Source organism: Neisseria subflava, from assembly GCF_005221305.1.
Lineage (GTDB): Bacteria > Pseudomonadota > Gammaproteobacteria > Burkholderiales > Neisseriaceae > Neisseria > Neisseria subflava.
In genome coordinates this window covers 1-25,076 of sequence record NZ_CP039887.1, presented here as the reverse complement: position 1 = coordinate 25,076, position 25,076 = coordinate 1, and the positions used below count along the sequence as shown (strand labels likewise).

The window sequence follows — 25,076 nt, the reverse complement described above, 5'->3', positions numbered from 1 at the left end:
TAATACAGCTTTAAACGACATAATAAAGGCCGTCTGAAATCTGATTTTCAGACGGCCTTTTATATACCGACCTATTCTTTTTTCTCGTGCTGAACATGTCCGCTTTCGGCTTCAATATGCCGTCTGAAGCGCAAACCTGCGGCATGGTAAAACGGATGCGGCGAGAATTGGCGCGAGACTTGCGAAGCGAAGATGCAAGTCAACAACATCCAAAACAGTAAATTCTGTCCGCCCGTCATTTCCATGACCACCACGGCGGCGGTCAACGGCGATTGGGTCGCGGCGGCAAGAAATGCGGCCATACAGAGCAAAACCGCGACATTGGACGCGTCGCCCAGTTGCGCGAAAGAAGCCATGTGTTCGCCTATCATCGCGCCGATGGTTAAAGACGGCGTGAAGATACCGCCGGGAATACCTGCCCAGTAGCTGAACACGGTCGCTGCCCATTTTGCGGCGGCCAAGCCGAACGGCGCTTCATACGCGCCTTTTAGTGCGGCTGCGGCTTCGTGATAGCCCGTACCATAGGTTTTACCTTGATAAAACGTACCGAGCAGCGCGAGCAAGATACCCATTACAAAGGCGACCACCAACAAATGACGGCGGATGAAACTGCGCCAGCGTACCGGTGCGAATGCCGCCGCGCCACGATACAAAAAGCTACTGAACAATCCGCCAGCCACGCCGCAGACGATGCCCGACACCGCCGCCCACATCAGCATGTTTGGCAGCTCATGCCCTTGAAAACCTGAGAAATACGGGTTGTTGCCCTGTATCGCCACTTGAATGAAACCGGCCGCCAACACTCCCATCAGGATTTGGCGTTCCCAACGCAAAAGCACGCCGCGCCCCAATTCTTCGATGGCAAACACCACGCCGGCCAAAGGCGCGTTAAATGCCGCCGCCAAACCGCCGGCCGCACCTGCGGCAATCAAATCGTTTTCCTGCATGCCCCTAAACGCCAGCCCGTGCTTTTTACACCACGCACCCCAAGCGTTCATGACCGCCGCACCCACTTGTACAGACGGCCCTTCCCTGCCGATCGACGCCCCCAAAATCATGCCCAAAAACGTCAGCGGAATCTTAAAAAAGGTTTCGCCCAGACGAATCAAACGGGTTTTCTGCGCGCCATAAGGCAAAGACAACGAAGCGATGACCTGCGGAATACCACTGCCGGAAGTGTACGGCGCAAATTTGCGCGTAAACCATGCCAAAAGCGGCAAACCCAACGGCAAAGCCACCCACGCAAACCACGGATATTTTCCCACCAACAAGGCGTTCCATTCCAAAGCCAAATCCGCCAAGTACGCAAACATCAAAGCCGTCAGGGCAACCAATGCCGATCCTGCCAGCAAAAACAGAAGGGCAATGCTCTTTTTCGACAGGCGTTTGGTTTGGCGGATTTTGTGGGCAAGGCGCGCCGCCCAAGTCTGGGGAAATTTCATCATAAACACGCAGTCAATGTGTTCAGACGGCCTTGATACTTTTCTCAAAGGCCGTCTGAAAACAAGGATAAAGGTTTTTAAGAACGGTAATCCGCGTTAATCGACACATATTCGTGCGACAAATCGCAGGTATAAACAGCTGCCGTCGTATCGCCGCGTTGCAAATCGATGCGGACGGTGATTTCCGGACGGTTCATCACCGCTTGCCCTGCTTCTTCGGTATAGCTTTCCGCGCGGCCGCCGTTTTCGGCAACCAACACGTCATCCAGCCACATTTTCAAAGCATCAACATCCAAGTCTTCAATACCGGCATAGCCGACTGCTGCCAACAGACGGCCCAAGTTCGGGTCGGAGGCAAAGAAAGCGGTTTTCACCAAAGGCGAATGGGCAACGGCATAAGCCACTTTGCGCGCCTCTTCGCGGGTTTTCGCGTTTTGCACTTCAACCGTGATGAACTTGGTTGCGCCCTCTCCATCACGGACAATCGCCTGCGCCAGTTCCAAAGCCAACGAACCGAGCAATGCCTTGAGCTGCGCATAGCGCGGATCGGCGGTATTATCAATTTCGCTCTGACCGCAACGGCCCGTCGCCATAATCACGAAGCTGTCGTTGGTGCTGGTATCACCGTCCACGGTAATCGTATTGAAACTTTCGTCTGCGATTTCTTGCGTCATCAGCTGCAAAATCGGTTGGGACACTTTGGCATCGGTAGCGATAAACGACAACATGGTCGCCATATTCGGATGAATCATGCCCGAGCCTTTGGCGATACCGGTGGCGCGGACTGTGTGTTTTTCGCCGACCAAGCCTGTGCGTGAAGCGGCTTTCGGTACAGTATCCGTCGTCATGATGGCACGCGCCGCGTCCGACCAGAATGCAGGACGTACTTGCGGCAAGGCGGCCACGATTTTATCCACAGGCAGAGGCTCCAAAATCACGCCGGTCGAAAACGGCATAATCTGATTGGATTGGCAGCCGACCTGTTCCGCCGCCGCCGCGCACACTTTGATCGCGTCCAGACGGCCTTGTGCGCCGGTACCCGCATTGGCATTGCCCGTATTGATGACTAAGGCACACACGCCGTCTTGGTCAAACAGATGCGACTTGGCGATATGCACCGGCGCGGCGCAGAAACGGTTTTGCGTAAACACTGCGCCCACCGTATGTCCGCCGCCCAACACCATCAGCGTCAAATCGTCGCGGTCTTGTTGCTTGATGCCGGCACGACCTGTAAACAGACGGATGCCGTCGATTTCCAACAATTCGTCTGCACGTTTTTCAGTCAAATTTACAGCCATATCATTTTCTCCTGTTTACACTATTTTCAGACGGCCTAAACGCTATACGCCCAATAAGGGAATCAAGATAGGCACCAATATCGCCGTCAACACGCCGTTGAGCGTCAAGCCCAAGCCGGCATATGCGGCCATACGGCGGCCGTATTCCAAAGATGCCGCAATACCCATCGCATGTGAGGCCGTACCCAAAGACATTCCCACTGAAGAAGGCATATACAATGCTCCTTTCAACACTTTATATCCGGCCATCTGGCCAAAAAGTCCGGCAATAATCACCGTTGCCGCCGTAATCGCCGGAATACCGCCGATAGACGCTGTGATTTCAATCGCAATCGGATTCGTCACGGATTTGGAAGCCAGCGACAAAATCACTTCATGCGAAGCACCTAACCATTTGGCAAAATACACGCCCGTAACAATGCCTGTCACGCTGCCCGCCAACTGCGACAACACCACCGGCAACCACTGGCTGCGGATACGGTCCCAATTTCGATAAAGCGGCACGGCCAGCAACACGACTGCCGGTTTCAACCAAAAATCAATAAAGCGCGAGGCAGAATGGTACAGCTCGTAATCGATGGAAAATACCTTCAAATACCCCATCAACACCAGCGTACTGATCAATACCGGATTACACAGCACATTCCCCGTGCGCGTCCGAATCTGCACCGCCAAAGCATACACGGCCAAAGTCAGGAATAGCATGACCGAGGGCATGCGCAACAGCCCGTCTATATTCATCACATCCGCCTCCTGACCCACTCATGCACTTTGCCGGTCACCAACAATACGCAGATCGTACTGCCGATTGTGGCCGTCAAAATCGAAAACCAGTCGTTTGCAATCACATCCAAATAGCTGATGACGGCCACGCAAGGCGGCACCAAAAACAAAGTCAGGTTTGCCATCAAAATGTCTGCCAGCTCTCCCACCCAAGACAATTTGACCCAGCCGGCCTGAAGCGCGGCAAACAGCAAAGCCATGCCGACAATACTGCCCGGCAGCTTCAACCCCAAAATCCAAACGGTTGCCTCGCCCAAAGCCAGGCAACCCAATACCACCAATAAGGCACGAATAATATTCATTAAGCCGGTTTCTCCTTATCCCTTTTCAGACGGCCTCAAAAAATTTATTAATCATTGAATCATATCGTGCCACAGGCCGTCTGAAAAGGGCAGAAACGCCTTCCTTCAAGTTTAATGAAAGATAAGCATGATTACTCTAGCGGATTGGCTTAGGCAATATTGAAACCCCTACCCTGCTTTTTGTCTTTAACGGCTGCCACAAACCGGGCATTCGGGATTGTGTTTCACCCCGTATTGCTGCCATTTTCCGCTCAACGCGTTGTAGGTAGAAAGTTTGCCGTGCGACGGCGTACCGATACCGATCAGCACTTTAAGCGCTTCGGCGGCTTGGGTCGTTCCGATAACGCCGACCAATGGCGAAAAAACGCCGAACAATGCACAAGCGCCGTCGCTGGCTTGTTCGCCATCAAACAGGCAGGCATAGCAGGGCGTATCGGGAAGATCGGGACGGTACACGGCGATTTGTCCGTCAAAGCCGACGGCCGCTGCGGAAACCAAAGGCGTGCGCGTGGCAACGGAGGCGCGGTTAACTGCTTGGCGTGTGGGATAATTGTCGGAACAATCAAGGATGATGTCAGCGGCGTTTGCCAATTCGACAAGCCTGGCCTCATCGAGAAATTCGGCAATGGCTGTAATGTGTGTTTGGCTATTGATCTGTTTCAGACGGCCTTGCATGACCAAAGCCTTGTTTTTACCGATGTCGGCTTCGGTAAACGTGATTTGGCGTTGAAGGTTGGTCTCGTCGATGGTATCGGCATCGGCAATCGTCAGGCTGCCGATACCGGCGGCGGCAAGATACGGCAAGGCCGCCGCACCCAGCCCGCCGCAACCGACAACAAGCACATGGGCGGACAAGAGTTTTTCTTGGCCTTCGATACCGATTTCGTCAAGCAAGATATGGCGGCTGAACCGCAGGAGTTGTTGATCGTTCATCATAATAATAAGGCCGTCTGAAACCCAATGTTCAGACGGCCTGAGTGATTTAGAAATTAATATTTTCGTATGCGTTGTCAAACAGGAAAGGACGGCCTTCGCTGCTGGTTTCGGATTCGAGGCGGATGCCGCTGAGCATCATGTTGCGGTCAACGTCTTTCATCATGTCGTAAACGCTCAAGAGCGCCAAATTTAGGCCGGCCAGGGCTTCGGTGGCAATGCTGCCGTTGCTGTGCGCTTGGACGGTCAGCGTGGCCTTCAGGCAGGCCAACTCAACGTTAATATCGAAATCAACCTGCACGCCGATGATGCGGCCGGGCAGGTGCAGCGGAATCAGGTTGGCAGTCTGTTTGATGCTCTGAATGGCGGCAACGCGGGCAATGGTCAGGATACTTGCCTTTTCGGTGGCATTCTCTATCAACACCCTTATCGCCTGCTGGCTCATGTTGATAGTGCCGACGGCGACGGCGGTGTGTTGCTCAGGAAAATCGGGTTGGTTGGGAAATTCAATCATGGGTTTCTCACCTCTGTTTTGATGGGCAATATTTTACGGCATTTTACAGACAGCGACCACGCGGCGGATACAGACGGCCGTTTTCCGGTTTGAAATGTATCGGGTGTTACCATTGGCAGTTTATAAAAATCTGCTATACAATGGATTCACGATACACCCAAATTAACATTTAAATAAGAGAAAAATCATGCAACTGCATATCTTGAATAATCCAAAAGATGCCGCTCTGGCAGCGGATGCGGAATTTTTAAAACAGTCTCTTTTCAATCTGCTGCATGAGGAAGCGTCGCCTTTGGTGGTCGAAACCGTTAAGCTATTATCGACTTCAGACGACAGTGCTGCCCTGATTGAGAAGGTGTTGCCGCAATTGGACGAACAACAAACCCACGATTTAACCTTGGCCTGCGGCCTGTTCGCGCAGATTTTGAACATCGCCGAAGACGTACACCACGAACGCCGCCGCCAAATCCACGAAGAGGCCGGACACAACAGTGCCGAAGGCAGCCTGACGGAAACCGTGCGCAAGCTCAAAGCCGGAAAAGTCAACGGCAAAGCGGTGCAGCAACAACTGGACAACACGGTCGTTACCGCCGTTTTGACCGCGCACCCGACCGAAGTACAACGTCAAACCGTCTTGAGCTTCAACCGCCGCATCCGCGCGCTGCTGCCGCAACGCGAACGCTGCACCAACCCCGAAGCACTAGCTCAGTTGCGCCGCGAAATCGACACTGTCCTTTTGGGCCTGTGGCAGACCAGTGAAACGCGCCGCCACAAACTCAGCGTCAACGACGAAATTAACAACGGTGTATCCATCTTCCCAATGAGCTTCTTTGAAGCCCTGCCTAAACTCTACCGCACAATGGAACGCGATTTTCAGACGGCCTATCCCGGCGTCCACGTTCCGAATATCCTCAAAATCGGCGGCTGGATCGGCGGCGACCGCGATGGCAACCCGTTCGTTTCTGCCGAAACCTTGCGTTTTGCGTTCAGACGGCATGCCGACGCAGTATTTCGCTTCTATCGCGGCGAACTCGACAAACTTTACCGCGAATTGCCGCTCTCCATCCGCCGCGTCAAAGTCAACGACGACGTGATGGCACTGGCCGCCCTCTCGCCTGACGAAGAAATCGCCCGCACCGAAGAACCTTACCGCCGCGCCATCGCCTACATCATGGCACGCGCTATGGGCAAAGCACGCTCACTCGGTTTGGGCATGGGCTGCAAATTCGGCTTCCTCGAGCCTTATGCCACGGTCGAAGAGTTCCTCAACGACCTGAAAAAACTGCAACGCTCGCTCCACGAAAACGGCAGCCAACTGCTGGCGGAAGGCCGTCTGGCCAATATTATCCGCAGCGTATCCGTGTTCGGCTTCCACATGATGCCGCTCGACCTGCGCCAACACGCAGGCAAACACGCCGATGTGGTTGCCGAGCTTTTCCAACATGCAGGCTTGGAAGACTACAACAGCCTGAACGAAGAGCAAAAACAAACCGCCTTATTGCGCGAATTGAGCCATCAACGTCCGCTGTACAGCCCGTTCATCACATACAGCGACCATACCCGCCACGAATTGGCAATTTTCAACGAAGCGCGCAAAATCAAAGACGAATTCGGTGAAGATGCCGTTACACAAAGCATTATTTCCAACTGCGAACAACCCAGCGACCTGCTCGCCTTGGCATTGCTGCTGAAAGAAAGCGGCCTGTTGGTGGTGGAAAACGGCAAACCGCACAGCCGCATCAATATCGTGCCTCTGTTTGAAACCATCGAAGCGCTCGAAAACGCCTGTCCGGTCATGGAAACCATGTTCCGTCTCGACTGGTATGATGCCCTGCTCGAAAGCCGCGGCAACATCCAAGAAATCATGCTCGGCTACTCCGACTCCAACAAAGACGGCGGCTACGTTACCAGCTCATGGTGTCTGTATCAGGCAGAGTTGGGCTTGGTCGAACTCTTCAAAAAATACGATGTCCGCATGCGTCTGTTCCACGGCCGCGGCGGCAGCGTAGGTCGCGGCGGCGGCCCATCTTACCAAGCCATTTTGGCGCAACCTGCGGGCAGCGTTGCCGGACAAATCCGCATTACCGAGCAAGGCGAAGTCATTACCGCCAAATACGCCGACCCGGGCAATGCCCAACGCAACTTGGAAACCTTGGTTGCCGCGACTTTGGAAGCCAGCATCCTGCCGGACAAAAAAGACCCTGATGCCAAACTGATGCAGGATTTGTCGGAAGTATCGTTCAAATACTACCGCGAACTGATTACCCATCCCGACTTCATCGACTACTTCCTGCAAACCAGCCCGATTCAGGAAATTGCCACCCTCAACCTCGGCAGCCGTCCCGCCAGCCGCAAAACCTTGGCGCGGATTCAGGACTTGCGCGCGATTCCGTGGGTATTCTCATGGATGCAAAACCGCCTCATGCTGCCGGCTTGGTACGGTTTCGGCAGCGCAGTGGAAACCTTGTGCGAAGGCAATCCCGACACACTGGCCGCCCTGCGCGAACACGCCCAAAGCAACCCGTTCTTCCAAGCCATGCTCTCCAATATGGAGCAAGTGATGGCGAAAACCGACATCACCTTGGCGGAAAACTATGCCGGCTTGAGCGAATCGCCCGATAAAGCAAAAGTCATCTTCGGCATGATCAAGGAAGAATACCAACGCAGCCGCAAAGCACTGCTTGACCTGCTGCAAACCGAAGAGCTCCTGCGCGACAACCGCAGCCTCGCCCGTTCTCTTGCCTTGAGGATTCCATATCTGAACGCCCTCAACGGCCTGCAAGTCGCCATGCTCAAACGCCTGCGCAAAGAGCCTGACAATCCGCACGCCCTGCTGATGGTTCACCTGACCATCAACGGCGTGGCGCAAGGTTTGCGTAATACCGGTTAAAGCAGTACGAAAAAAGGCCGTCTGAAACAATTTTCAGACGGCCTTTTATCATAAGAACACACCAGCATTGCGGCTGTTTTGAGTACCTCCACAATATGCTATAATTCGCCGTTAAACTTTTATCTTTTCAGGAAAAACCATGAGCTTGAAATGCGGCATCGTCGGTTTGCCCAACGTCGGCAAATCCACCCTCTTTAACGCGCTGACCCAATCGGGTATCGAAGCGGCAAACTATCCTTTCTGTACCATCGAACCCAACGTCGGCATCGTTGAAGTCCCCGATCCGCGTATGGCCGAATTGGCAAAAATCGTCAATCCGCAAAAAATGCAGCCTGCCATCGTCGAATTTGTCGACATCGCCGGTTTGGTTGCAGGTGCGAGCAAAGGCGAAGGCTTGGGCAACCAGTTCCTCGCCAACATCCGCGAGACTGACGCGATTGTTAACGTTGTGCGCTGCTTTGACGACGACAACATCGTTCACGTTGCAGGCAAAGTCGATCCGATTGCCGACATTGAAACCATAGGCACCGAGTTGGCACTGGCTGACTTGGCCAGTGTCGAAAAAGCCATCGTCCGCGAAGAAAAACGCGCACGCTCAGGCGACAAAGACGCGCAAAAACTGGTCGATTTGTGCAAAAAACTGCTGCCTCATTTGGATGAAGGCAAACCTGTACGCTCCTTCGGTTTGGACGCAGAAGAACTCGCCATGCTCAAACCGCTGTTCCTGCTGACTGCCAAACCTGCCATGTACGTCGGCAACGTTTCCGAAGACGGTTTTGAAAACAACCCGCACCTCGACCGCCTGAAAGAATTGGCTGCAAAAGAAAACGCGCCGGTTGTGGCCGTTTGCGCCGCGATGGAAAGCGAAATCGCCGAACTGGAAGACGACGAAAAAGCCGAATTCCTCGCCGAAATGGGCTTGGAAGAACCGGGCCTAAACCGCCTGATTCGTGCCGGCTACGACCTCTTAGGCCTGCAAACCTACTTCACCGCCGGGGTCAAAGAAGTCCGCGCTTGGACCATCCACAAAGGCGACACCGCCCCGCAAGCCGCCGGCGTCATCCACACCGACTTCGAACGCGGCTTCATCCGCGCCCAAGTCATCGCCTATGACGATTTCGTCGCGCTCGGCGGCGAAGCCAAAGCCAAAGAAGCGGGCAAAATGCGCGTGGAAGGCAAGGAATATGTGGTGCAGGACGGCGATGTGATGCATTTCCTGTTCAACGTGTAAACAGCAAGGCAGAGGCCGTCTGAAAACCTTTTCAGACGGCCTCAAAACGAGTTCCAAAAAGGATATACGCCATGAAAATCAGCAGTTTCGGCGAAGTATTGTGGGACGATTTTCCCGAAGGCAAAGTGCTCGGCGGCGCGGCGACGACGCAGACGGCGAAGAACTGCTGCGCCGCATCGCCGCCAAAAACGTCGCCACCCACCTCATCCAAACCGACCCCGAACTCTCGCTGGCCGACGTGGAAGAACTGATGAACCCGTCGGTGCAACAGGCCGTCTGAAAAGCAAAGGCTACCTGAAAAAAGGCCGTCTGAAAGTTTGAAAGCTGTGTATTTCATTTAATGTATAAGGACTGAATTTTATGGAAAATAAATTTATACCGAGTTTTTGGAAAATGTCGCATGGATCAGAAGATTTTTCTTTTGAAGATTTGATTTACTATATTTCTAAAAATATTGTGATGATTAGCAAAAACACCAAATCAAAAGGTGGTTCTGCTGTTACTCAAGCTGAAAAATTTGTTAAAGCCCCCATTGGCGATTATTTCTATCTTACTCATGGCAACAAAGGTATCTATCTTTTAGGCCAGTTTACAGGCCCGGCCAATTTTTTTGGTGACTCGGAAGGATGGATAGAGCGGCCTTATACTTTAATTAGGGCTTCAAAAAAATCTGGCAGCTATCAAGGCGAGCAAAAATGGTGGACTCCAAACCATAATTCCACATTCACAGAAGTACCAGAGAACGAACTTGAATTATTTGAGTATCTGATACTTGAACCCTATTTCGGCTTGAAATTAAAACCAAATTTAGGCTGAGCTGGCATCAGATAAATTTGGTTTTCAGACGGCCTTTTGCCGTCAGCCAAAAGGCTACCTGAAAACCCATTCAAGGAAACAGCATGACTTCCATTATTCAAGATTTGAAATCGCGCGGCCTTATCGCGCAAACGACCGACATCGAAGCCTTAGACGCTTTGTTAAACGAACAAAAAATCGCCCTATACTGCGGTTTCGACCCGACAGCCGACAGCCTGCACATCGGCCACTTGCTGCCCGTGTTGGCATTGCGCCGTTTCCAACAGGCGGGGCATACGCCGATCGCTTTGGTGGGCGGTGCGACCGGTATGATCGGCGACCCAAGCTTTAAAGCCGCCGAACGCAGCTTGAATTCTGCCGAAACTGTTGCCGGATGGGTAGAAAGCATCCGCAACCAACTGACCCCTTTCTTGAGCTTTGAAGGCGAAAACGCCGCCGTTATGGCGAACAACGCCGACTGGTTCGGCAGCATGAACTGTCTCGATTTTCTGCGCGACATCGGCAAGCATTTCTCCGTCAACGCCATGTTGAACAAGGAGTCCGTCAAACAGCGTATCGAGCGCGACGATGTGGGCATTTCCTTTACTGAGTTCGCCTATTCCCTGCTGCAAGGCTACGACTTTGCCGAATTGAACAAACGCCATGGCGCGGTTTTGGAAATCGGCGGCTCCGACCAATGGGGCAACATTACTGCCGGTATCGACCTGACCCGCCGTCTGAACCAAAAACAAGTATTCGGTCTGACCCTGCCGCTGGTCACCAAATCCGACGGTACCAAATTCGGCAAAACCGAAGGAGGCGCGGTATGGCTGAACGCGAAGAAAACCTCGCCGTATCAGTTCTACCAGTTCTGGCTGAAAGTTGCCGATGCCGATGTGTATAAATTCCTGAAATACTTCACCTTCCTGTCTATCGAAGAAATCGATGCCATCGAAGCGAAAGACCAAGCCAGCGGCACCAAGCCCGAAGCGCAACGCATCCTCGCCGAAGAAATGACCCGCCTGATTCACGGCGAAGCCGCCCTGCAAGCCGCGCAGCGCATTTCTGAAAGCCTGTTTGCCGAAGACCAAAGCAGCCTGACTGAAAGCGACTTCGAACAGCTCGCCCTCGACGGTCTGCCCGCATTTGAAGTTTCAGACGGCCTCAACGTCGTCGAAGCCTTGGTCAAAACCGGCTTGGCTTCTTCCAACAAAGAAGCGCGCGGTTTTGTGAACAGCAAAGCGGTATTGCTCAACGGACAAGCCGCCGAATTGAACAACCCGAACCACGCCGCCGAACGCCCCGACGATGCCTACCTGCTGACCGACGCGCACAAACGCTTCGGCAAATACACCATCGTCCGCCGCGGCAAACGCAACCACGCTTTGTTGGTTTGGAAATAATCTTTAAACATTAAACACATCGTTTAAAACAATCATGCCGTCTGAAATCAGCCACGCTTTTTTTCAGACGGCATTTTCTATTGATAATATCCAATTTTCCAAAAAGAAAGGGCAGGTATTACACCTGCCCTTCTATTAAGCCAATTTCCTTAAAAAACTTTTATTCCCTGCTTACTGCAAACGCTCATTTTCTTGACGAACGGCATTTACCACATCCGCGCCAAACAAAGCGTTGACATCGGTTTCATCAAACACATACTTGGTATGGCAGAAATCGCAATCGATTTGAATGCTGCCTTGTTCTGCCACTACACCGCCGACTTCCTGACCGCCAAGCATCAACAGCATATCACTGACTTTGCCGCGAGAGCAGGTGCAGGCAAATTCAATAGTCTCCGGTTCAAAAACGCGGGGCGGGGTTTCATGGTAAAGGCGGTAAAGGGCGTGATAAGCGTCCAAACCGGTCAATTCTTGCGAAGTAAGCGTTTGCGCAAGCGTAGTTACATGTTCCCACGCGGCATCGTCCAATTCTTCTTCCGGCAGACGTTGCAGCAATAATGCGCCTGCTGCTTGGTCGTCGGCAGCAAGCGTAATATAGGTATCGAGCTGCTCGGAACGTTTCATATAGTTGACCAACATTTGCGCAATGCTGTCGCCTTCCAGAGGGACAACACCTTGCCATGGGTCGGCATCTTTAGGCTGATGGGTCAAAACGAACACGCTGTTTTCGCCCAATAGCGCAGTCAGGCTTTCGTCATCATGGATTTCAGCAGTTTCGTCCCAACGCGCGGTAGCGCGGACAGTATTTTCAGAAGTCGCTTCCACCACCAACATTTTCAGACGGCCCTGACCTTGAACCTGAACAATCAGCGTGCCTTCGTTTTTAAGGTTGGCAGACAATAAAGAACCGGCGGCCAACAATTCGCCCAATGCGCGACGGATGGCGACAGGATAATGTTTTTGGTTGACGATGTGGTGCCAAACCTTTTCAAGGCGGATGTGCATACCGCGGATAGGCATATCGTCGAAGATAAAGCGTGTACGGATATCGCTGTGATTTTGTGTCATGTCAGTCTCTGAAAATAAATCAATGAATGCCGCTTATATGGCTGCAGCGGCGGATAAATCAAGCGAAACCGTGTTTGATGTTTTTCTAGTTTGTTTGGAAACAAGGGTTTAACGCAAAATAACAGCAGTTTTTTTGCCAAAAAGACAGTTTTTGAATACAATCAAGCAGATAACAAGAGAATGATACGGGATAACATCTCAGAAACCGGCAATGTGCCTGCAATCGGCAGGGAATGCCTTCTGAAACGGAAGTTTTTATAATGAATTTTTTACTCCGGCTCGCAGCAGTTTGGACTTCGGTCGCCATGCTCGCGAGCGTCAATTTTTCTTACGCCGATGATTTGGAAAACCTGATTACCACCCGTCAGCATGTTTTAAACCAATTCAACGACAACGCCAACGTTTACAGCAATACGCGTCAGGCAACCCCTGTCCACCCCGTCAATACACACCCCGATCCAAGCAACAATACGCGCGCACCTTCAGGCAATGCAGACGAATTGATCGGCAGCGCCATGGGCTTGCTCGGCGTAGCCTACCGCTACGGCGGCACATCGGCTTCTACCGGCTTTGACTGCAGCGGCTTTATGCAACACATCTTTAAACGCGCCATGGGTATAAACCTGCCGCGCACCTCTGCCGAACAGGCACAAATGGGCGTTGCCGTGAGCCGTTCGGAATTGCAGCCGGGCGACATGGTCTTTTTCCGCACCATGGGTCCCGGCCGTATTTCCCACGTCGGCCTTTACATCGGCAACAACAATTTCATTCATGCGCCGAGAACGGGCAAACGTATCGAAATTACCAGCCTCGGCCACAAATATTGGAGCGCGAAATACGCCTTCGGCCGCCGCGTGAAGAAAAACGATCCATCCCGTTTCTTGAATTGAGGTGCATGATGGCAATGCCGCAAATGCCCAAATGGTATGACGATGACGGTCAGATTGTTTCCTGCACCGAAAAAGTCAAAGTCATGACCGAAAACTTGAACGAACTGTACCAAATAGCGCAGGACGCATTTGAAGACGCGCTGCTGATGGGTTGTTCCGAAAAACAGCTACGCGAATACTTCCGCGACTTAATGGCCGGACTGGAAAACCCTTATCAAAAAAACGGTTAGTTATTCGATCCATACAAAAAAGGCCGTCTGAAAGTTTTTCAGACGGCCTTTTCTTATTGGCCAGACCCCTACCCTATTGCTAACATTCCACCACGCGCACGGATACCGGCACGGCTTTTTTCTGCAAGGTAATGGCCAGGCCTGCGAGTGAGGTTTCTTTGTAGGTTGCCTTCATGTCACGGCCGGTTTGCAACATGGTTTGAATCACTTCATCAAGTGAGACTTTTTTGTCTGTGCCGTCTTCCAAAAGCGCAAGGGTAGCAAGCTTGAGGGCTTTTTCGGCGGCAATGCCGTTGCGCTCGATACAGGGGATTTGCACCAAGCCGCCGACCGGGTCACAGGTCAGGCCTAAGTGGTGTTCCATTGCCATTTCGGCGGCGTTTTCCACTTGTTTCGGTGTACCGCCGATAACTTCGGCGTATGCGCCAGCCGCCATGGAACACGCCACGCCGACCTCACCTTGGCAGCCTACATCCGCGCCGGAAATCGACGCGTTGGTTTTATACAAAATACCGATGGCACCGGCAGTCAGCAGGAAATCTTCGACACGCGATTGGTTGGCGTGCGGATTAAATTTGCGGAAATAGTGCAAGACGGCAGGAATGATGCCTGCCGCGCCGTTGGTGGGTGCAGTTACAACACGGCCGCCGGCGGCGTTCTCTTCATTAACCGCCATGGCGTACACCATCGGCCAAAGTTGGGTATTGACGATTTCGCTCTCACGCAGGACTTTGAGTTTGGCCGCCAACTGCGGCGCGCGGCGGCGGACGTTCAAGCCGCCCGGCAGCTGCCCTTCCGCACCCAAGCCGCGCTTGATGCAGTTTTCCATCACATCGGCCACGGCAGCCACACGGCGGCGTACTTCCGCTTCATCGCAACCTGCCAACGCCGCTTCATTGGCCAACACGACTTCGGAAATATTCAACTGGTTCAGACGGCATTGTGCCAGCAGCTCGTCGCAGTTTTTGTAAGGATATGGCACGTCTGAATTTTCCTGCGCTTCTTGTGCAAACCCTTCGTCTGTTACGATAAAACCGCCGCCGACCGAATAATAAATCTGCTCTTTCAGCTTCTGGCCGTCTGAATTGTAGGCGATAAAGTTCAAACCGTTCGGATGTTTGGGCAACACTTTGTCGCCGCGGATATCCAAATCTTTTTCAGGATTGAATGCCATTTCACGGCCGTTGAGTTTTAAAACGTGCTGCGTACGGATGCGTTCCAAGCGTTGGGGGATGTCTGCAAGCGGAATATCGTGCGGCAGGCTGCCTTCCAAACCAAGCAATAATGCGTCGAATGTGCCGTGTCCGATGCCGGTCAAGGCAAGCGAGCCGTACACTTCAATGACAATGCGCGCCACTTGCGTATCCAAGTTTTCGGCATGCAGCAAATCGGCAAAAGCGGCCGCAGCCTTCATCGGGCCGACGGTATGCGAGCTGGACGGGCCGATGCCGATTTTAAAAATATCGAAAATACTGATCATGGGGTTTTCCCTTATAGTCTGAAAAGGCCGTCTGAAGATTTCAGACGGCCTGTTGTTTGTAAAGCTTAAACAGTCTCTATCCAACCGCCAATGCGTTTTTCAACGGCTTCGGCATTCAGCCCCAAATCGGCTAAAAGTTTTTTCGGATCGCCGTGTTCGGTAACTTTGTCTTCTACACCCAGCAGCAATACCGGTTTGCAGATGCCGTGTTTCGCCAACACTTCCAACACTGCGCTGCCTGCGCCGCCTTGTTCGGCGTTTTCTTCGGCGGTAACGATGTAATCGTGGCTTCGGGCAAGACGGACGATCAGCTCTTCATCTATCGGTTTGACAAAGCGCATATCGGCAACAGTGGCGTTCAGCTTGTCGGCGGCGGTCAATGATGGGGCAACCATGCTGCCAAAGGCAATAACGGCAATTTTCTCGCCTTCGCGACGGATGATGCCTTTGCCGATTTCAACGGTTTCCAGGCCGTCTGAAACAGTTGCACCCGTGCCTGTACCGCGCGGATAACGGACGGCAGATGGAGAGTTTGCCTGATAGCAGGTTGAGAGCAGCAGGCGGCATTCATTTTCGTCGCTCGGCGCAGCAATAATCATATTCGGCACGCAACGCAAAAAGCTCAAGTCGTATAAACCGGCATGGGTCGGGCCGTCTGCACCGACAATACCTGCGCGGTCAATGGCGAACAAAACAGGCAGGTTTTGCAAGGCAACGTCATGTACCAACTGGTCGTAAGCGCGTTGCAGGAAAGTGGAGTAAATCGCCACGACAGGCTTAATGCCTTCGCATGCCAAGCCGCCTGCAAAAGTAATGGCGTGTTGCTCGGCGATGCCGACGTCGAAATAGCGGTCGGGGAATTGCTGTTCAAACTCAACCAAGCCGCTGCCCTCGCGCATGGCAGGCGTGATGGCAATCAAACGCTCGTCCGCCGCCGCTTGGTCGCACAGCCATTGGCCGAACACTTGCGTATAAGTCGGTTTGGACGCGGCAGGTTTGACTTCCGGGGCAGGCACTTCGCTCGGCAGCTTGGCGACAGCGTGGTATTTGACAGGGTCGTTTTCGGCGAATTTGTAGCCGTTGCCTTTTTTGGTGATGACGTGCAGCAACTGAGGGCCTTTGCGGCCGCGCAAGTCTTTTAATACGTCCACCAGATTTTCAACGTTGTGGCCGTCCACCGGGCCGGTATAACGGAAGCCGAAGTTTTCAAACAAAGACAGCGACTGCTTGGCGTGTTCCGCTTCGCCTGCCAAGGTTTTGATTTTGTTTTCAACTTTTTGGGCAAGCTCCATCGCGCCGGGCAATTTATCCAATACTTTGCTCGATTGGGCTTTGATGGTGCTCAACAGACCGTGCATATCGCGCACGACGTTGCTGGCGAGGTATTTCGGCAACGCGCCGACATTGGGGGAAATCGACATTTCGTTGTCATTGAGGATGACCAGCAAATCGACATCCATATCGCCTGCGCAGTTCAAGGCTTCAAACGCCTGACCCGCCGTCATGGCTCCGTCGCCGATGATGGCGACGCTGCGGCGGTTGTTGCCTAACTGTTTGTCCGCAACGGCCATGCCCAATGCCGCGCCGATGGATGTGGAAGAATGCCCCACGCCGAATGCGTCGTATTCCGACTCACTGCGTTTCGGAAAACCGGCCAAACCGCCGTATTGGCGCATGGTGTGCATTTGATTTTTGCGGCCGGTGAGGATTTTGTGCGGATAGCTTTGATGGCCGACATCCCAGACCAAATGGTCTTCGGGCGTGTCGTACACATAATGCAGGGCCACCGTCAGCTCGACCGCGCCCAAGTTACTGGCGAAATGGCCGCCCGTCTTACCGACGGAATCCAACAGAAATTCGCGCAATTCGGCGGCGACTTGCGGCAGCTGTTTTTTCTCCAGACGGCGCAAATCCTGAGGCGTATCGATAATATCGAGCAAAGGGCTTGGGTTCATGATTTTTGGCGGTGATTTTTTGTGTAACGGACGATTATATCAAGAGATTGCACAACTTGTTACAAATGCTTTCAGACGGCCCGAACCTTTATCCTTTATAATACTGCCAACTGAAAACACAAGGCCGTCTGAAATGACCCAAAACGCAAACAATCTCTGCTGGCTCGATATGGAAATGACCGGCCTCAATCCGGAACACGACCGCATCATCGAAGTCGCCATGATCATTACCGATTCCGATTTGAACGTACTGGCGCAATCGGACGTTTACGTTATCCATCAAAACGACGAGTTACTCAATGGCATGGACGAGTGGAACACCGCCACCCACGGCCGCACCGGCCTGACCCAACGCGTGCGCGAGTCCAAACTGACCGAAGCCGAAGTCGAGCAAAACCTGTTGGATTTCATGTCCGCATGGATACCTGAGAAATCTACGCCCATGTGCGGCAACTCCATTCATCAAGACCGCCGCTTCATGGTTAAATATATGCCGCGTTTGGAAGCCTATTTCCACTACCGCAACTTAGACGTGTCCACGCTGAAAGAATTGGCCAAACGCTGGAATCCGGCAGTCGCCAAAAGCGTGGTCAAACGCGGTTCGCACAAGGCATTGGACGACATCCTCGAAAGCATCGAAGAAATGCGCCATTATCGCAAGCATTTCCTCAAACTCCCTTCCGAACAATAATCCCAAGGCCGTCTGAAACAGGTTTTACACCGTTTCGACGGCCTCATCGGCTTCCTTCATCTCATGAAAATCACCAAAATCTTTACCTTCGATTCCTCGCATATGCTCGACGGGCATGACGGCAAGTGCCAAAACCTTCACGGCCACACCTACAAACTCGAAATTACCGTCTCCGCGCCCGTTATCCAAGGCGGTGCAAAAGACGGCATGGTGATGGACTTTACCGACCTGAAAGCCATCGTCAAACAACACATTACCGACCCGTTCGACCATGCCTTCATCTATCACGGCAACAACGAACGCGAAAGCCAAATCGCCGCGCTTTTGGAAGGCTGGAACATGAAAACCCTGCGCCTACCCTGCCGTACCACCGCCGAAAACATGAGCGTAGAAATGTATGGCCGTCTGAAAAACGCCGGTATCAAAGTGTGCAGCGTGAAATTATGGGAAACGCCGACGTCGTGTACGGAATATGAAGGGGAATAAACTGCTGTCCTCTATTTTCCAGACGGCCTGTTCCCATCAATACCTCATACGCTAAACATCAAAAGGAATCTTTATGAAACTCCTCTCCACCCTCCTCGTCCTTTTCGTCGCTGTCGAACACTTCTACATCGCCTGGCTCGAAATGACGCAAATCCCAAGCGAAAAAGCGTCGGAACTGTTCAACATGCCTTACGAATTTATGGAACAAAAACGCGTGCAAACTCTGTTTTCCAACCAAGGCCTGTACAACGGCTTCCTCGCCATCGGCTTGGTATGGGCGCGCTTTGCCGCACCCGACAACGCCGTTTACGGCGCGACGATTCTGTTCCTCGGCTTCGTCCTCATCGCCGCCGCATGGGGCGCGTTTTCATCCGGCAACAAAGGCATTTTGCTCAAACAAGGCTTGCCGGCATTTTTGGCCGCCGCAGCCGTCATTACCGCTTAAACACACCAGCCATTCTTTCCCCTCAACCTAACAGAAAGAATGGCTGCCTCAACCGATTTCTCAAAACGCTTCACCACAACAATTAAATCCCGCACACCCGACATTCATGACCATTCAAATCACACCAAACAATCCCCAATACCGCATTGTCGAAATCTTTGAAAGCCTGCAAGGCGAAGGCTGGAATACAGGCATGCCCGCCGTTTTCATCCGTTTGGGCAAATGCAATCTCGCGTGCAGCTGGTGCGATACCGACTACCTCAAATTCGGCATGATGAGCCTATCCGATATTTTAGGCCGTCTGAAAACCTACACGGCGCGCAACATCATCATTACCGGCGGCGAACCCACCATCCAACCGCATTTGGATACCCTGCTCAATGCACTCAAAGCCGAAGGCTATTTTCTGTGTATCGAAACCAACGGCCTCAACACCGCGCCGCCGCAAATCGACTACGTTGCCACCAGCCCTAAAGCCTGCTATGCCGCCAAATATGAATCTAGTTGCATCGAGAAAGCCGACGAAGTGCGTATTGTTGCCGACGGCGATGTCGTTGCGTTTTGCCAAGAGATGGAACGCAAAATCCGCGCCCAACATTACTACCTCTCGCCTTGCGAACAAGACGGTGTGATGAATATCTACGACACCATCCGCCAAATCGGCGTATTAAACAGCCGATCCGACTCCCCCGTCCATTGGCAACTGAGCGTACAGACGCATAAATGGGCAGGAATAGAATAATTCGTTTGAAATCAATTAAAAACAAATCCTTTACAAAATATTGAATGTAAATACCATTCGATATTCGACCAAATGCACTACTGGCAATGCTCTCAGGCCGTCTGAAAACCCAATTTCAGACGGCCTTTTTTGTTACAAACCTCTTGACCGATTACATAAGATTACGTAAAGTGTGCAACAGTTTTCATAAATTGGTAAAACCAATTTACCTGATAACTGGTTGCATCTAAAAAAGTGGCAATCCTTATTCGAAAAACATCTATTACTCAACACATCGCATCAAACCGCCATTGATTGACGGTTATGGTGCCCGTTGCCCCAAGGATAATCCCATGGCTCTCTTTCTCAGTATTTTTCCCATTGTGCTGCTGATCTGGCTGATGGTTAAGAAAAACAGTATGCCGTCCTACGTCGCGCTGCCGATTACCGCCGCGCTGATTTATGCCATCAAACTGTTTTATTTCGGCAACGACGCTATGTTGCTCAACGCAACAGCCGCGTCCGGCCTCGTCTCTACCCTGACCCCGATTACCGTGATTTTCGGTGCCATTATGTTTAACCGCATGATGGAAACCACCGGCTGTATCGACGTCATCCGCAAATGGCTGGCTACCATCAGCCCGAATCCGATTGCCCAGTTGATGATTATCGGCTGGTCTTTCGCCTTTATGATTGAAGGCGCATCCGGTTTCGGCACACCTGCCGCCATTGCCGCGCCAATCCTGATGAGCTTGGGCTTCAACCCATTAAAAGTAGCCATCTTCACTTTGGTCATGAACTCCGTACCCGTGTCCTTCGGTGCAGTAGGTACCCCGACTTGGTTCGGCTTCGCGCCTTTGGGCTTGGATCAAAAGAGCATTATGGAAATCGGTATGAGAACCGGCGTAATGCACTTCTTTGCTGGTTTCATCATCCCTGTGATCGGCTTGAGCTTCATCGTACCTTGGGCTGAAATCCGCAAAAACTTGGGCTTCATCGGTATCGCCGTATTCTCCTGTACCCTTCCTTACGTTGCCTTGGCAATGGTTAATGAAGAATTCCCATCTCTGGTTGCCGGCGCAATCGGCCTGATGGTGTCCGTATTCGCAGCAAACCGCGGCTGGGGCTTGAGCAAAGATTACGCCAAAGACCCGAATGCAGAAAAAGTACCTTTCGCACAAGTTGCCAAAGCACTGGCTCCTTTGGGTATGCTGATCGGCATGCTGGTGATCACCCGTATCAAACAACTGGGCATCAAAGGCCTGCTGACCAGCAAAGAAGAATGGTTCAGCTTCCAACTGCCGTTTGATTTGTCCAAAATCACCGTCAGCGACTCCCTAACCATCACCTTCGGCAACATCTTCGGCCAAGGCGTAAACGCTTCCTACCAAACCCTCTACGTTCCGGCTTGGATTCCGTTTGTCTTCACCGTTTGGATTTGCATCCTGCTGTACAAAACCAAATTCAAAGATGCGTGGTCTTTCTATGCTGCAACCTTCAACCAAACCAAAAAACCTCTGCTTGCCCTGATGGGTGCGTTGATTATGGTTCAACTGATGATGGTTGGCGGCGACGACTCCATGGTGAAAATCATCGGTAAAGAATTTGCCAATGCGGCTGGCGAACACTGGGTGTACTTCTCCCCATACCTGGGTGCAATCGGTGCATTCTTCTCCGGCTCCAACACTGTATCCAACCTGACCTTTGGTCCGATTCAACAACAAATCGCGCTTGATACCGGCCTGTCCGTTACCCTCATCCTCGCCCTGCAATCTGTCGGCGGCGCAATGGGCAACATGGTCTGCATCAACAACATCATCGCCGTGTGCAGCGTGTTGAACGTAAACAACGCCGAAGGCGCCATCATCAAGAAAACTGTGATCCCGATGAGCATCTACGGCATCATCGCCGTGACTGTGGCTGCAATTTTCTTCTTCTAAACCGCTTCATATCAAAGGCCGTCTGAATATTCAGACGGCCTTTTTTGTATTCTTTCGCTATATTTCTTAAAGAATCATTAATGTATATATTCCGCAACAACCCGCATAACCACTTTGCAACACCAAATTACAAACAACTTTCTATTAATAAACAATCCGGTAACCATAAGTAAACACTGTTTTGCAATTTACCCAATTGCCACTACCGACAAAACGCCTAAAATACGCTTCATCTGCAAACGGAAACCCTTTCTCACTTTGCAAGATAACACACAACACTCATATGGAGCTTAGATCATGAAATTACTTTCTGTTATCACTGCAGCCGCATTGGCTACTGTTTCCTTCTCCGCTGCCGCTGCACCTGCCGGCTTCGTTTCTTACAGTTGTGACGGTGGCAAATCACTGAACGTGATGTACGGCTTTGACCGTAGCGGCCGTGCAGTTACTGCCGACGTAAACGCCGGTGGCAAAAAAGCCTCTTTGGTTGTCGACAAAAAACGTTCTGACAGCACTGGCACTACTTTCACCAACCGCCGCGGCTATACAATGTCTGCCGGTTTCATCGACAAAAACACCCACACTACTTCTGAAGTAGTTGGCGTGAACGCCCCTAACGGCTCATTCCTGGTGAAAAACTGCGAACCACGTCCACGTTAATCCCAGTTTTCCTATTTAACCGAATCATCCTGGTTTGATAGAAAGGCCGTCTGAAAAACAATTTTCAGACGGCCTTTTGATTCAAGCATATAAAAAAGAGCGTGTACCGTACACGCTCTTTTTGTTTGTTCACACAACAATTAAATACGCATCGGCATTACGATGTATTTGAAGTTCGGATTGTTCGGCATAGTAAACAGCGTTGAACGGTTGGCATCGCCGAAAGCAAGCTGCATATCGTCGGAGTGGATGTTACGCAACACATCCATCAGGTAGCCGATGTTGAAACCGACTTCGAGTTCTCCGCCTTGGTAAGCGATTTCCAGCTCTTCGCGCGCTTCTTCCTGCTCGTTGTTGCTACATACGACACTCAGCAAACCAGGCTGCAGGAACAGTCGTGCGCCGCGGAATTTTTCATTGGCAAGAATGGCGGCACGCTCGAGTGCACCCAAAAGCTGGGTACGGGATACGAGGAAAATCTTGTCATTATCCAAAGGAATCACGCGGTTAAAGTCAGGGAACTTGCCGTCGATGACTTTGCTGACAATGGTTGTGCCATTGCATTGGAAGCGTACTTGATTGTCCAAAAGCTCAACGGTGATGGACTCGGACGGATTATTCAACAGCTTGAAGAGTTCCAATACCGTTTTACGCGGCAGGATCACTTCCGTTTTCGGCAGTTCTGCTTCAATTTGACTGGCCGCATAAGCAAGGCGGTGGCCGTCGGTTGCAACAAGGCGCAGCTGATTACCTTCAACCTGCATCAGCAAACCGTTGAGGTAATAGCGGATATCTTGAACTGCCATGCTGTATTGCACTTGCGAAAGCATGGTTTTGAAGGTTTCTTGAGTCAGTGAGAAAGTCGCACTGACGTCGCTGCCGACGCTCATCAACGGAAAGTCTTCAGCCGGCAAGGTTTGCAGGGCAAAACGGGATTTTCCCGCGCGCAGAGTCAAACGGTTGTCCGCCCAATCCAGTGACACCAGCGCACTGTCAGGCAGAGCACGCAGGATGTCTTGGAATTTTTTAGCGTTGGTCGTAATACGGAAATCGCCTGCCTGACTTTCAGGGCCGGCGGTATTGATTTGGATTTCCAAGTCGGTTGCCAAAAGTTTGGTTTGTCCGTCTTTGCTTTCCAGCAACACATTAGACAAAATCGGCAGAGTATGGCGACGTTCGACAATACCGGTAACGGCTTGCAACGGCTTGAGCAGACTGTCGCGATCGGCTTGTAAAATCAGCATGTTCCATTCCTTTGAATTTGAAATCGGTTGATTTGGGTATTTTAAAATATTTTTTGTATTCAGACGGCCTCACATTGACATCAGGCCATCTGAATATTGCATTGGTTCAGTTCTGAATCAAAATCAGCAGTTTTTCGTAGTCTTGCGCCAATTCGGGATCTTCTTCGCGCAGTTTCGCCACCGCTTTGACACCGTGCATCACAGTCGTGTGATCGCGACCGCCAAAGGCATCACCGATAGAAGGCAGGCTGAGCATGGTCAGCTCTTTGGTCAAGCTCATGGCAACTTGGCGCGGACGGGCAATATTGCGCGTACGTTTTTTGCCCAATATATCACTGATTTTAATACGGTAGTATTTGGCTGTCGCATCGATGATGATGTCGGCGGTAATGACTTTGTGTTTTTCGGCAATAATATCCTGCAAAGCCGTACGCGCCAAATCCATGTCAATGACAGGACGGTTCATAAAACGGCTGCTGGCGCTGACGCGGTTGAACGCGCCTTCCAGCTCACGCACATTGGAACGGATCAGATTGGCGATAAACAGAGCGGCTTCGTCTTCGATACTGATACCGGCCGCTTCTGCCTTTTTCTGCAAAATCGCCACGCGCATTTCCAATTCGGGCGGTTCGAGTTCCAAAGTCAAACCCCATGAGAAACGGGATTTGAGACGGTCATCCATACCTTCGATTTTGGCAGGCAATACGTCGCACGTCAGGATAAGTTGTTTTTTCTCATTGTGAAAATGGTTGTACAGATAAAAGAATTCTTCCATCGTACGGTCTTTGCCTTTGATGAACTGGATATCGTCGATAATCAGCAGGTCATATTGTTTGTATTGTTGCTTGAATACATCGTAAGTATTGTTGCGCACCGCCTTCATAAAGCTGCGGATATAGTCATCCGAGTGCATATAGCGCACTTTGGCATCAGGACGGTTTTTCAGCAATTCGTTGCCGATGGCTTGCACCAAGTGGGTTTTACCCAAACCGGTACTGCCGTATAAGAAAAACGGGTTGTAGCCCTGCCCCGGATTTTCAGCAATCGCCTGGGCGGCTGCGGCAGCAAGGCGGTTGCCCTTACCTTCCACCAAAGTTTCAAATGTATAGTCACGCGACAGATTGGTCTGTTCGTAGCGCGCTTCTTCCGCATCGTGTTGCGCGTCGGTTTTGGCTTTGGCAACTGCTTTAGATTCAGCCGAAGCAGTAGTTTGCACTTGAGGCTCATGCGGCAGGTTTTTCATGCGTTGCGCCAAAATCTCGGCAGCCGTCATGGCAGCTGCAGGTTTGGAAACCGTTTCAGACGGCCTATTTTCTTCCATTGGCGCAGCAGTTTGCAAAGGCATTTGAACAGGCTCTACACACTCTTCAACTTCAATGACCTCTTGCACTTGCACCGGCGCAACAGTCTGAGCCGCCATTTCATAATGCGTACCTACGCCCGGCTTAAACGCAAAAGCAGCCTGCTGAGGCACTAATTCGGCACGCACGGCGTCAATTTTGGCGGCAAACTGGCTTTTGAGCATATTGCAGGCAAATTGGTTTTTACCATACACCACCCATACGCCGTTTTCTTCGCCCACGGTCAAAGGCGCAATCCATTGCGCAAACTGCCCGGCAGGCAACATTTCGTGAAGGCGGCGAAGGCACAGCGGCCAAAATTCAGCTAACGTCAT

The 25,076-nt window shown here is 51.7% G+C and carries 23 protein-coding genes and 1 pseudogene; 13 read left to right on the top strand and 11 right to left on the bottom strand.

Annotated elements, in window-relative coordinates; genetic code table 11:
- Window positions 1-71 precede the first annotated feature (71 nt).
- The 6 genes from FAH66_RS00120 to FAH66_RS00095 all read right to left on the bottom strand — a co-directional run bounded on the left by FAH66_RS00120 (window position 72) and on the right by FAH66_RS00095 (window position 5,272).
- Complete coding sequence (locus FAH66_RS00120; RefSeq protein WP_137041577.1) at window positions 72-1,442, bottom strand: chloride channel protein; 1,371 nt, start codon at window positions 1,440-1,442, stop codon at window positions 72-74.
- A gap of 77 nt (window positions 1,443-1,519) precedes the next feature.
- Entirely contained in the window at window positions 1,520-2,740 is a 1,221-nt protein-coding gene (argJ, locus tag FAH66_RS00115) for a bifunctional glutamate N-acetyltransferase/amino-acid acetyltransferase ArgJ (RefSeq protein ID WP_137040050.1), read from the bottom strand.
- A gap of 42 nt (window positions 2,741-2,782) precedes the next feature.
- On the bottom strand, window positions 2,783-3,481 hold the full coding sequence (locus tag FAH66_RS00110; protein ID WP_070591425.1) for an LrgB family protein: 699 nt from the start codon (window positions 3,479-3,481) through the stop codon (window positions 2,783-2,785).
- Window positions 3,481-3,825, bottom strand: coding sequence for a CidA/LrgA family protein (locus tag FAH66_RS00105; protein ID WP_049328555.1), 345 nt, complete (start codon window positions 3,823-3,825; stop codon window positions 3,481-3,483). The genes FAH66_RS00110 and FAH66_RS00105 overlap by 1 nt, the downstream gene beginning before the upstream one ends.
- Before the next feature lie 186 nt (window positions 3,826-4,011).
- Window positions 4,012-4,758: a HesA/MoeB/ThiF family protein gene (locus FAH66_RS00100; RefSeq protein ID WP_208648091.1), complete on the bottom strand. Its 747-nt coding sequence runs from the start codon at window positions 4,756-4,758 to the stop codon at window positions 4,012-4,014.
- A 49-nt stretch (window positions 4,759-4,807) separates the two neighbouring features.
- A complete protein-coding gene (locus FAH66_RS00095) occupies window positions 4,808-5,272 on the bottom strand; it encodes a cyclic pyranopterin monophosphate synthase MoaC (RefSeq protein ID WP_049352038.1) in 465 nt (154 codons plus the stop codon).
- A gap of 187 nt (window positions 5,273-5,459) precedes the next feature.
- Here FAH66_RS00095 and ppc point away from each other — a divergent pair, with 187 nt between their 5' ends.
- From ppc to tyrS, 5 genes and pseudogenes are all read left to right on the top strand, one after another.
- Complete coding sequence (gene ppc, locus FAH66_RS00090) at window positions 5,460-8,162, top strand: phosphoenolpyruvate carboxylase (RefSeq protein WP_137040046.1); 2,703 nt, start codon at window positions 5,460-5,462, stop codon at window positions 8,160-8,162.
- A gap of 139 nt (window positions 8,163-8,301) precedes the next feature.
- A complete protein-coding gene (gene ychF, locus FAH66_RS00085; RefSeq protein ID WP_049352033.1) occupies window positions 8,302-9,393 on the top strand; it encodes a redox-regulated ATPase YchF in 1,092 nt (363 codons plus the stop codon).
- 71 nt (window positions 9,394-9,464) lie between these two features.
- Window positions 9,465-9,649, top strand: a pseudogene (locus FAH66_RS10940) (carbohydrate kinase); the annotation flags it as partial.
- A gap of 104 nt (window positions 9,650-9,753) precedes the next feature.
- The gene (locus FAH66_RS00075) at window positions 9,754-10,209 is read left to right on the top strand and encodes a hypothetical protein (protein ID WP_007342076.1); all 456 of its coding nucleotides are present in this window, start codon (window positions 9,754-9,756) and stop codon (window positions 10,207-10,209) included.
- An 83-nt stretch (window positions 10,210-10,292) separates the two neighbouring features.
- Window positions 10,293-11,591: a tyrosine--tRNA ligase gene (gene tyrS, locus FAH66_RS00070; protein ID WP_137040044.1), complete on the top strand. Its 1,299-nt coding sequence runs from the start codon at window positions 10,293-10,295 to the stop codon at window positions 11,589-11,591.
- 171 nt (window positions 11,592-11,762) lie between these two features.
- On the opposite strand, the gene hslO is transcribed toward tyrS, so the two are convergent.
- Window positions 11,763-12,659 carry an Hsp33 family molecular chaperone HslO gene (gene hslO / locus FAH66_RS00065; protein WP_137040042.1) on the bottom strand — a complete coding sequence of 299 codons (897 nt, stop codon included), beginning with the start codon at window positions 12,657-12,659 and terminating at the stop codon, window positions 11,763-11,765.
- 260 nt (window positions 12,660-12,919) lie between these two features.
- On the opposite strand from hslO, the gene FAH66_RS00060 reads away from it, so the two are divergent.
- Window positions 12,920-13,549, top strand: coding sequence for a C40 family peptidase (locus FAH66_RS00060; protein WP_137040040.1), 630 nt, complete (start codon window positions 12,920-12,922; stop codon window positions 13,547-13,549).
- Between the two features lie 8 nt (window positions 13,550-13,557).
- On the top strand, window positions 13,558-13,779 hold the full coding sequence (locus FAH66_RS00055) for a hypothetical protein (protein ID WP_004519529.1): 222 nt from the start codon (window positions 13,558-13,560) through the stop codon (window positions 13,777-13,779).
- A 79-nt stretch (window positions 13,780-13,858) separates the two neighbouring features.
- Here the strand turns inward: FAH66_RS00055 and FAH66_RS00050 are convergent, their stop codons facing one another.
- Both FAH66_RS00050 and dxs read right to left on the bottom strand, forming a co-directional pair.
- Entirely contained in the window at window positions 13,859-15,259 is a 1,401-nt protein-coding gene (locus FAH66_RS00050; RefSeq protein ID WP_049328547.1) for an L-serine ammonia-lyase, read from the bottom strand.
- A 65-nt stretch (window positions 15,260-15,324) separates the two neighbouring features.
- On the bottom strand, window positions 15,325-17,214 hold the full coding sequence (gene dxs / locus FAH66_RS00045) for a 1-deoxy-D-xylulose-5-phosphate synthase (protein ID WP_137040038.1): 1,890 nt from the start codon (window positions 17,212-17,214) through the stop codon (window positions 15,325-15,327).
- A 133-nt stretch (window positions 17,215-17,347) separates the two neighbouring features.
- Here dxs and orn point away from each other — a divergent pair, with 133 nt between their 5' ends.
- The 6 genes from orn to FAH66_RS00015 all read left to right on the top strand — a co-directional run bounded on the left by orn (window position 17,348) and on the right by FAH66_RS00015 (window position 22,157).
- On the top strand, window positions 17,348-17,905 hold the full coding sequence (gene orn / locus FAH66_RS00040) for an oligoribonuclease (RefSeq protein ID WP_137040036.1): 558 nt from the start codon (window positions 17,348-17,350) through the stop codon (window positions 17,903-17,905).
- A gap of 63 nt (window positions 17,906-17,968) precedes the next feature.
- The gene (gene queD / locus FAH66_RS00035) at window positions 17,969-18,391 is read left to right on the top strand and encodes a 6-carboxytetrahydropterin synthase QueD (protein ID WP_137040034.1); all 423 of its coding nucleotides are present in this window, start codon (window positions 17,969-17,971) and stop codon (window positions 18,389-18,391) included.
- A 73-nt stretch (window positions 18,392-18,464) separates the two neighbouring features.
- Entirely contained in the window at window positions 18,465-18,836 is a 372-nt protein-coding gene (locus FAH66_RS00030; protein ID WP_003684508.1) for a DUF1304 domain-containing protein, read from the top strand.
- A gap of 106 nt (window positions 18,837-18,942) precedes the next feature.
- Window positions 18,943-19,578, top strand: coding sequence for a 7-carboxy-7-deazaguanine synthase QueE (locus FAH66_RS00025; protein WP_049352016.1), 636 nt, complete (start codon window positions 18,943-18,945; stop codon window positions 19,576-19,578).
- 332 nt (window positions 19,579-19,910) lie between these two features.
- Window positions 19,911-21,497 carry an L-lactate permease gene (locus FAH66_RS00020; protein ID WP_003684590.1) on the top strand — a complete coding sequence of 529 codons (1,587 nt, stop codon included), beginning with the start codon at window positions 19,911-19,913 and terminating at the stop codon, window positions 21,495-21,497.
- A gap of 297 nt (window positions 21,498-21,794) precedes the next feature.
- Window positions 21,795-22,157 carry an ACP-like domain-containing protein gene (locus FAH66_RS00015; RefSeq protein ID WP_049328541.1) on the top strand — a complete coding sequence of 121 codons (363 nt, stop codon included), beginning with the start codon at window positions 21,795-21,797 and terminating at the stop codon, window positions 22,155-22,157.
- Between the two features lie 140 nt (window positions 22,158-22,297).
- On the opposite strand, the gene dnaN is transcribed toward FAH66_RS00015, so the two are convergent.
- Together dnaN and dnaA are read right to left on the bottom strand one after the other, a co-directional pair.
- Window positions 22,298-23,401 carry a DNA polymerase III subunit beta gene (gene dnaN / locus FAH66_RS00010; protein WP_070749423.1) on the bottom strand — a complete coding sequence of 368 codons (1,104 nt, stop codon included), beginning with the start codon at window positions 23,399-23,401 and terminating at the stop codon, window positions 22,298-22,300.
- Between the two features lie 106 nt (window positions 23,402-23,507).
- A complete protein-coding gene (gene dnaA / locus FAH66_RS00005) occupies window positions 23,508-25,076 on the bottom strand; it encodes a chromosomal replication initiator protein DnaA (RefSeq protein ID WP_137040032.1) in 1,569 nt (522 codons plus the stop codon).

What these genes read in the sequence shown, in the direction of transcription:
- FAH66_RS00055 (WP_004519529.1), top strand. Translation starts at nt 13,558, where the DNA reads ATGGCAATGCCGCAAATGCCCAAATGGTATGACGATGACGGTCAGATT.
- tyrS (WP_137040044.1), top strand. Translation starts at nt 10,293, where the DNA reads ATGACTTCCATTATTCAAGATTTGAAATCGCGCGGCCTTATCGCGCAA.
- argJ (WP_137040050.1), bottom strand. Translation starts at nt 2,740, where the DNA reads ATGGCTGTAAATTTGACTGAAAAACGTGCAGACGAATTGTTGGAAATC.
- FAH66_RS00020 (WP_003684590.1), top strand. Translation starts at nt 19,911, where the DNA reads ATGGCTCTCTTTCTCAGTATTTTTCCCATTGTGCTGCTGATCTGGCTG.
- FAH66_RS00120 (WP_137041577.1), bottom strand. Translation starts at nt 1,442, where the DNA reads ATGAAATTTCCCCAGACTTGGGCGGCGCGCCTTGCCCACAAAATCCGC.
- dnaN (WP_070749423.1), bottom strand. Translation starts at nt 23,401, where the DNA reads ATGCTGATTTTACAAGCCGATCGCGACAGTCTGCTCAAGCCGTTGCAA.
- ychF (WP_049352033.1), top strand. Translation starts at nt 8,302, where the DNA reads ATGAGCTTGAAATGCGGCATCGTCGGTTTGCCCAACGTCGGCAAATCC.
- ppc (WP_137040046.1), top strand. Translation starts at nt 5,460, where the DNA reads ATGCAACTGCATATCTTGAATAATCCAAAAGATGCCGCTCTGGCAGCG.
- FAH66_RS00100 (WP_208648091.1), bottom strand. Translation starts at nt 4,758, where the DNA reads ATGAACGATCAACAACTCCTGCGGTTCAGCCGCCATATCTTGCTTGAC.
- FAH66_RS00060 (WP_137040040.1), top strand. Translation starts at nt 12,920, where the DNA reads ATGAATTTTTTACTCCGGCTCGCAGCAGTTTGGACTTCGGTCGCCATG.
- FAH66_RS00050 (WP_049328547.1), bottom strand. Translation starts at nt 15,259, where the DNA reads ATGATCAGTATTTTCGATATTTTTAAAATCGGCATCGGCCCGTCCAGC.
- dxs (WP_137040038.1), bottom strand. Translation starts at nt 17,214, where the DNA reads ATGAACCCAAGCCCTTTGCTCGATATTATCGATACGCCTCAGGATTTG.
- FAH66_RS00105 (WP_049328555.1), bottom strand. Translation starts at nt 3,825, where the DNA reads ATGAATATTATTCGTGCCTTATTGGTGGTATTGGGTTGCCTGGCTTTG.
- FAH66_RS00030 (WP_003684508.1), top strand. Translation starts at nt 18,465, where the DNA reads ATGAAACTCCTCTCCACCCTCCTCGTCCTTTTCGTCGCTGTCGAACAC.
- hslO (WP_137040042.1), bottom strand. Translation starts at nt 12,659, where the DNA reads ATGACACAAAATCACAGCGATATCCGTACACGCTTTATCTTCGACGAT.
- dnaA (WP_137040032.1), bottom strand. Translation starts at nt 25,076, where the DNA reads ATGACGTTAGCTGAATTTTGGCCGCTGTGCCTTCGCCGCCTTCACGAA.
- FAH66_RS00095 (WP_049352038.1), bottom strand. Translation starts at nt 5,272, where the DNA reads ATGATTGAATTTCCCAACCAACCCGATTTTCCTGAGCAACACACCGCC.
- FAH66_RS00025 (WP_049352016.1), top strand. Translation starts at nt 18,943, where the DNA reads ATGACCATTCAAATCACACCAAACAATCCCCAATACCGCATTGTCGAA.
- queD (WP_137040034.1), top strand. Translation starts at nt 17,969, where the DNA reads ATGAAAATCACCAAAATCTTTACCTTCGATTCCTCGCATATGCTCGAC.
- FAH66_RS00075 (WP_007342076.1), top strand. Translation starts at nt 9,754, where the DNA reads ATGGAAAATAAATTTATACCGAGTTTTTGGAAAATGTCGCATGGATCA.
- FAH66_RS00015 (WP_049328541.1), top strand. Translation starts at nt 21,795, where the DNA reads ATGAAATTACTTTCTGTTATCACTGCAGCCGCATTGGCTACTGTTTCC.
- orn (WP_137040036.1), top strand. Translation starts at nt 17,348, where the DNA reads ATGACCCAAAACGCAAACAATCTCTGCTGGCTCGATATGGAAATGACC.
- FAH66_RS00110 (WP_070591425.1), bottom strand. Translation starts at nt 3,481, where the DNA reads ATGAATATAGACGGGCTGTTGCGCATGCCCTCGGTCATGCTATTCCTG.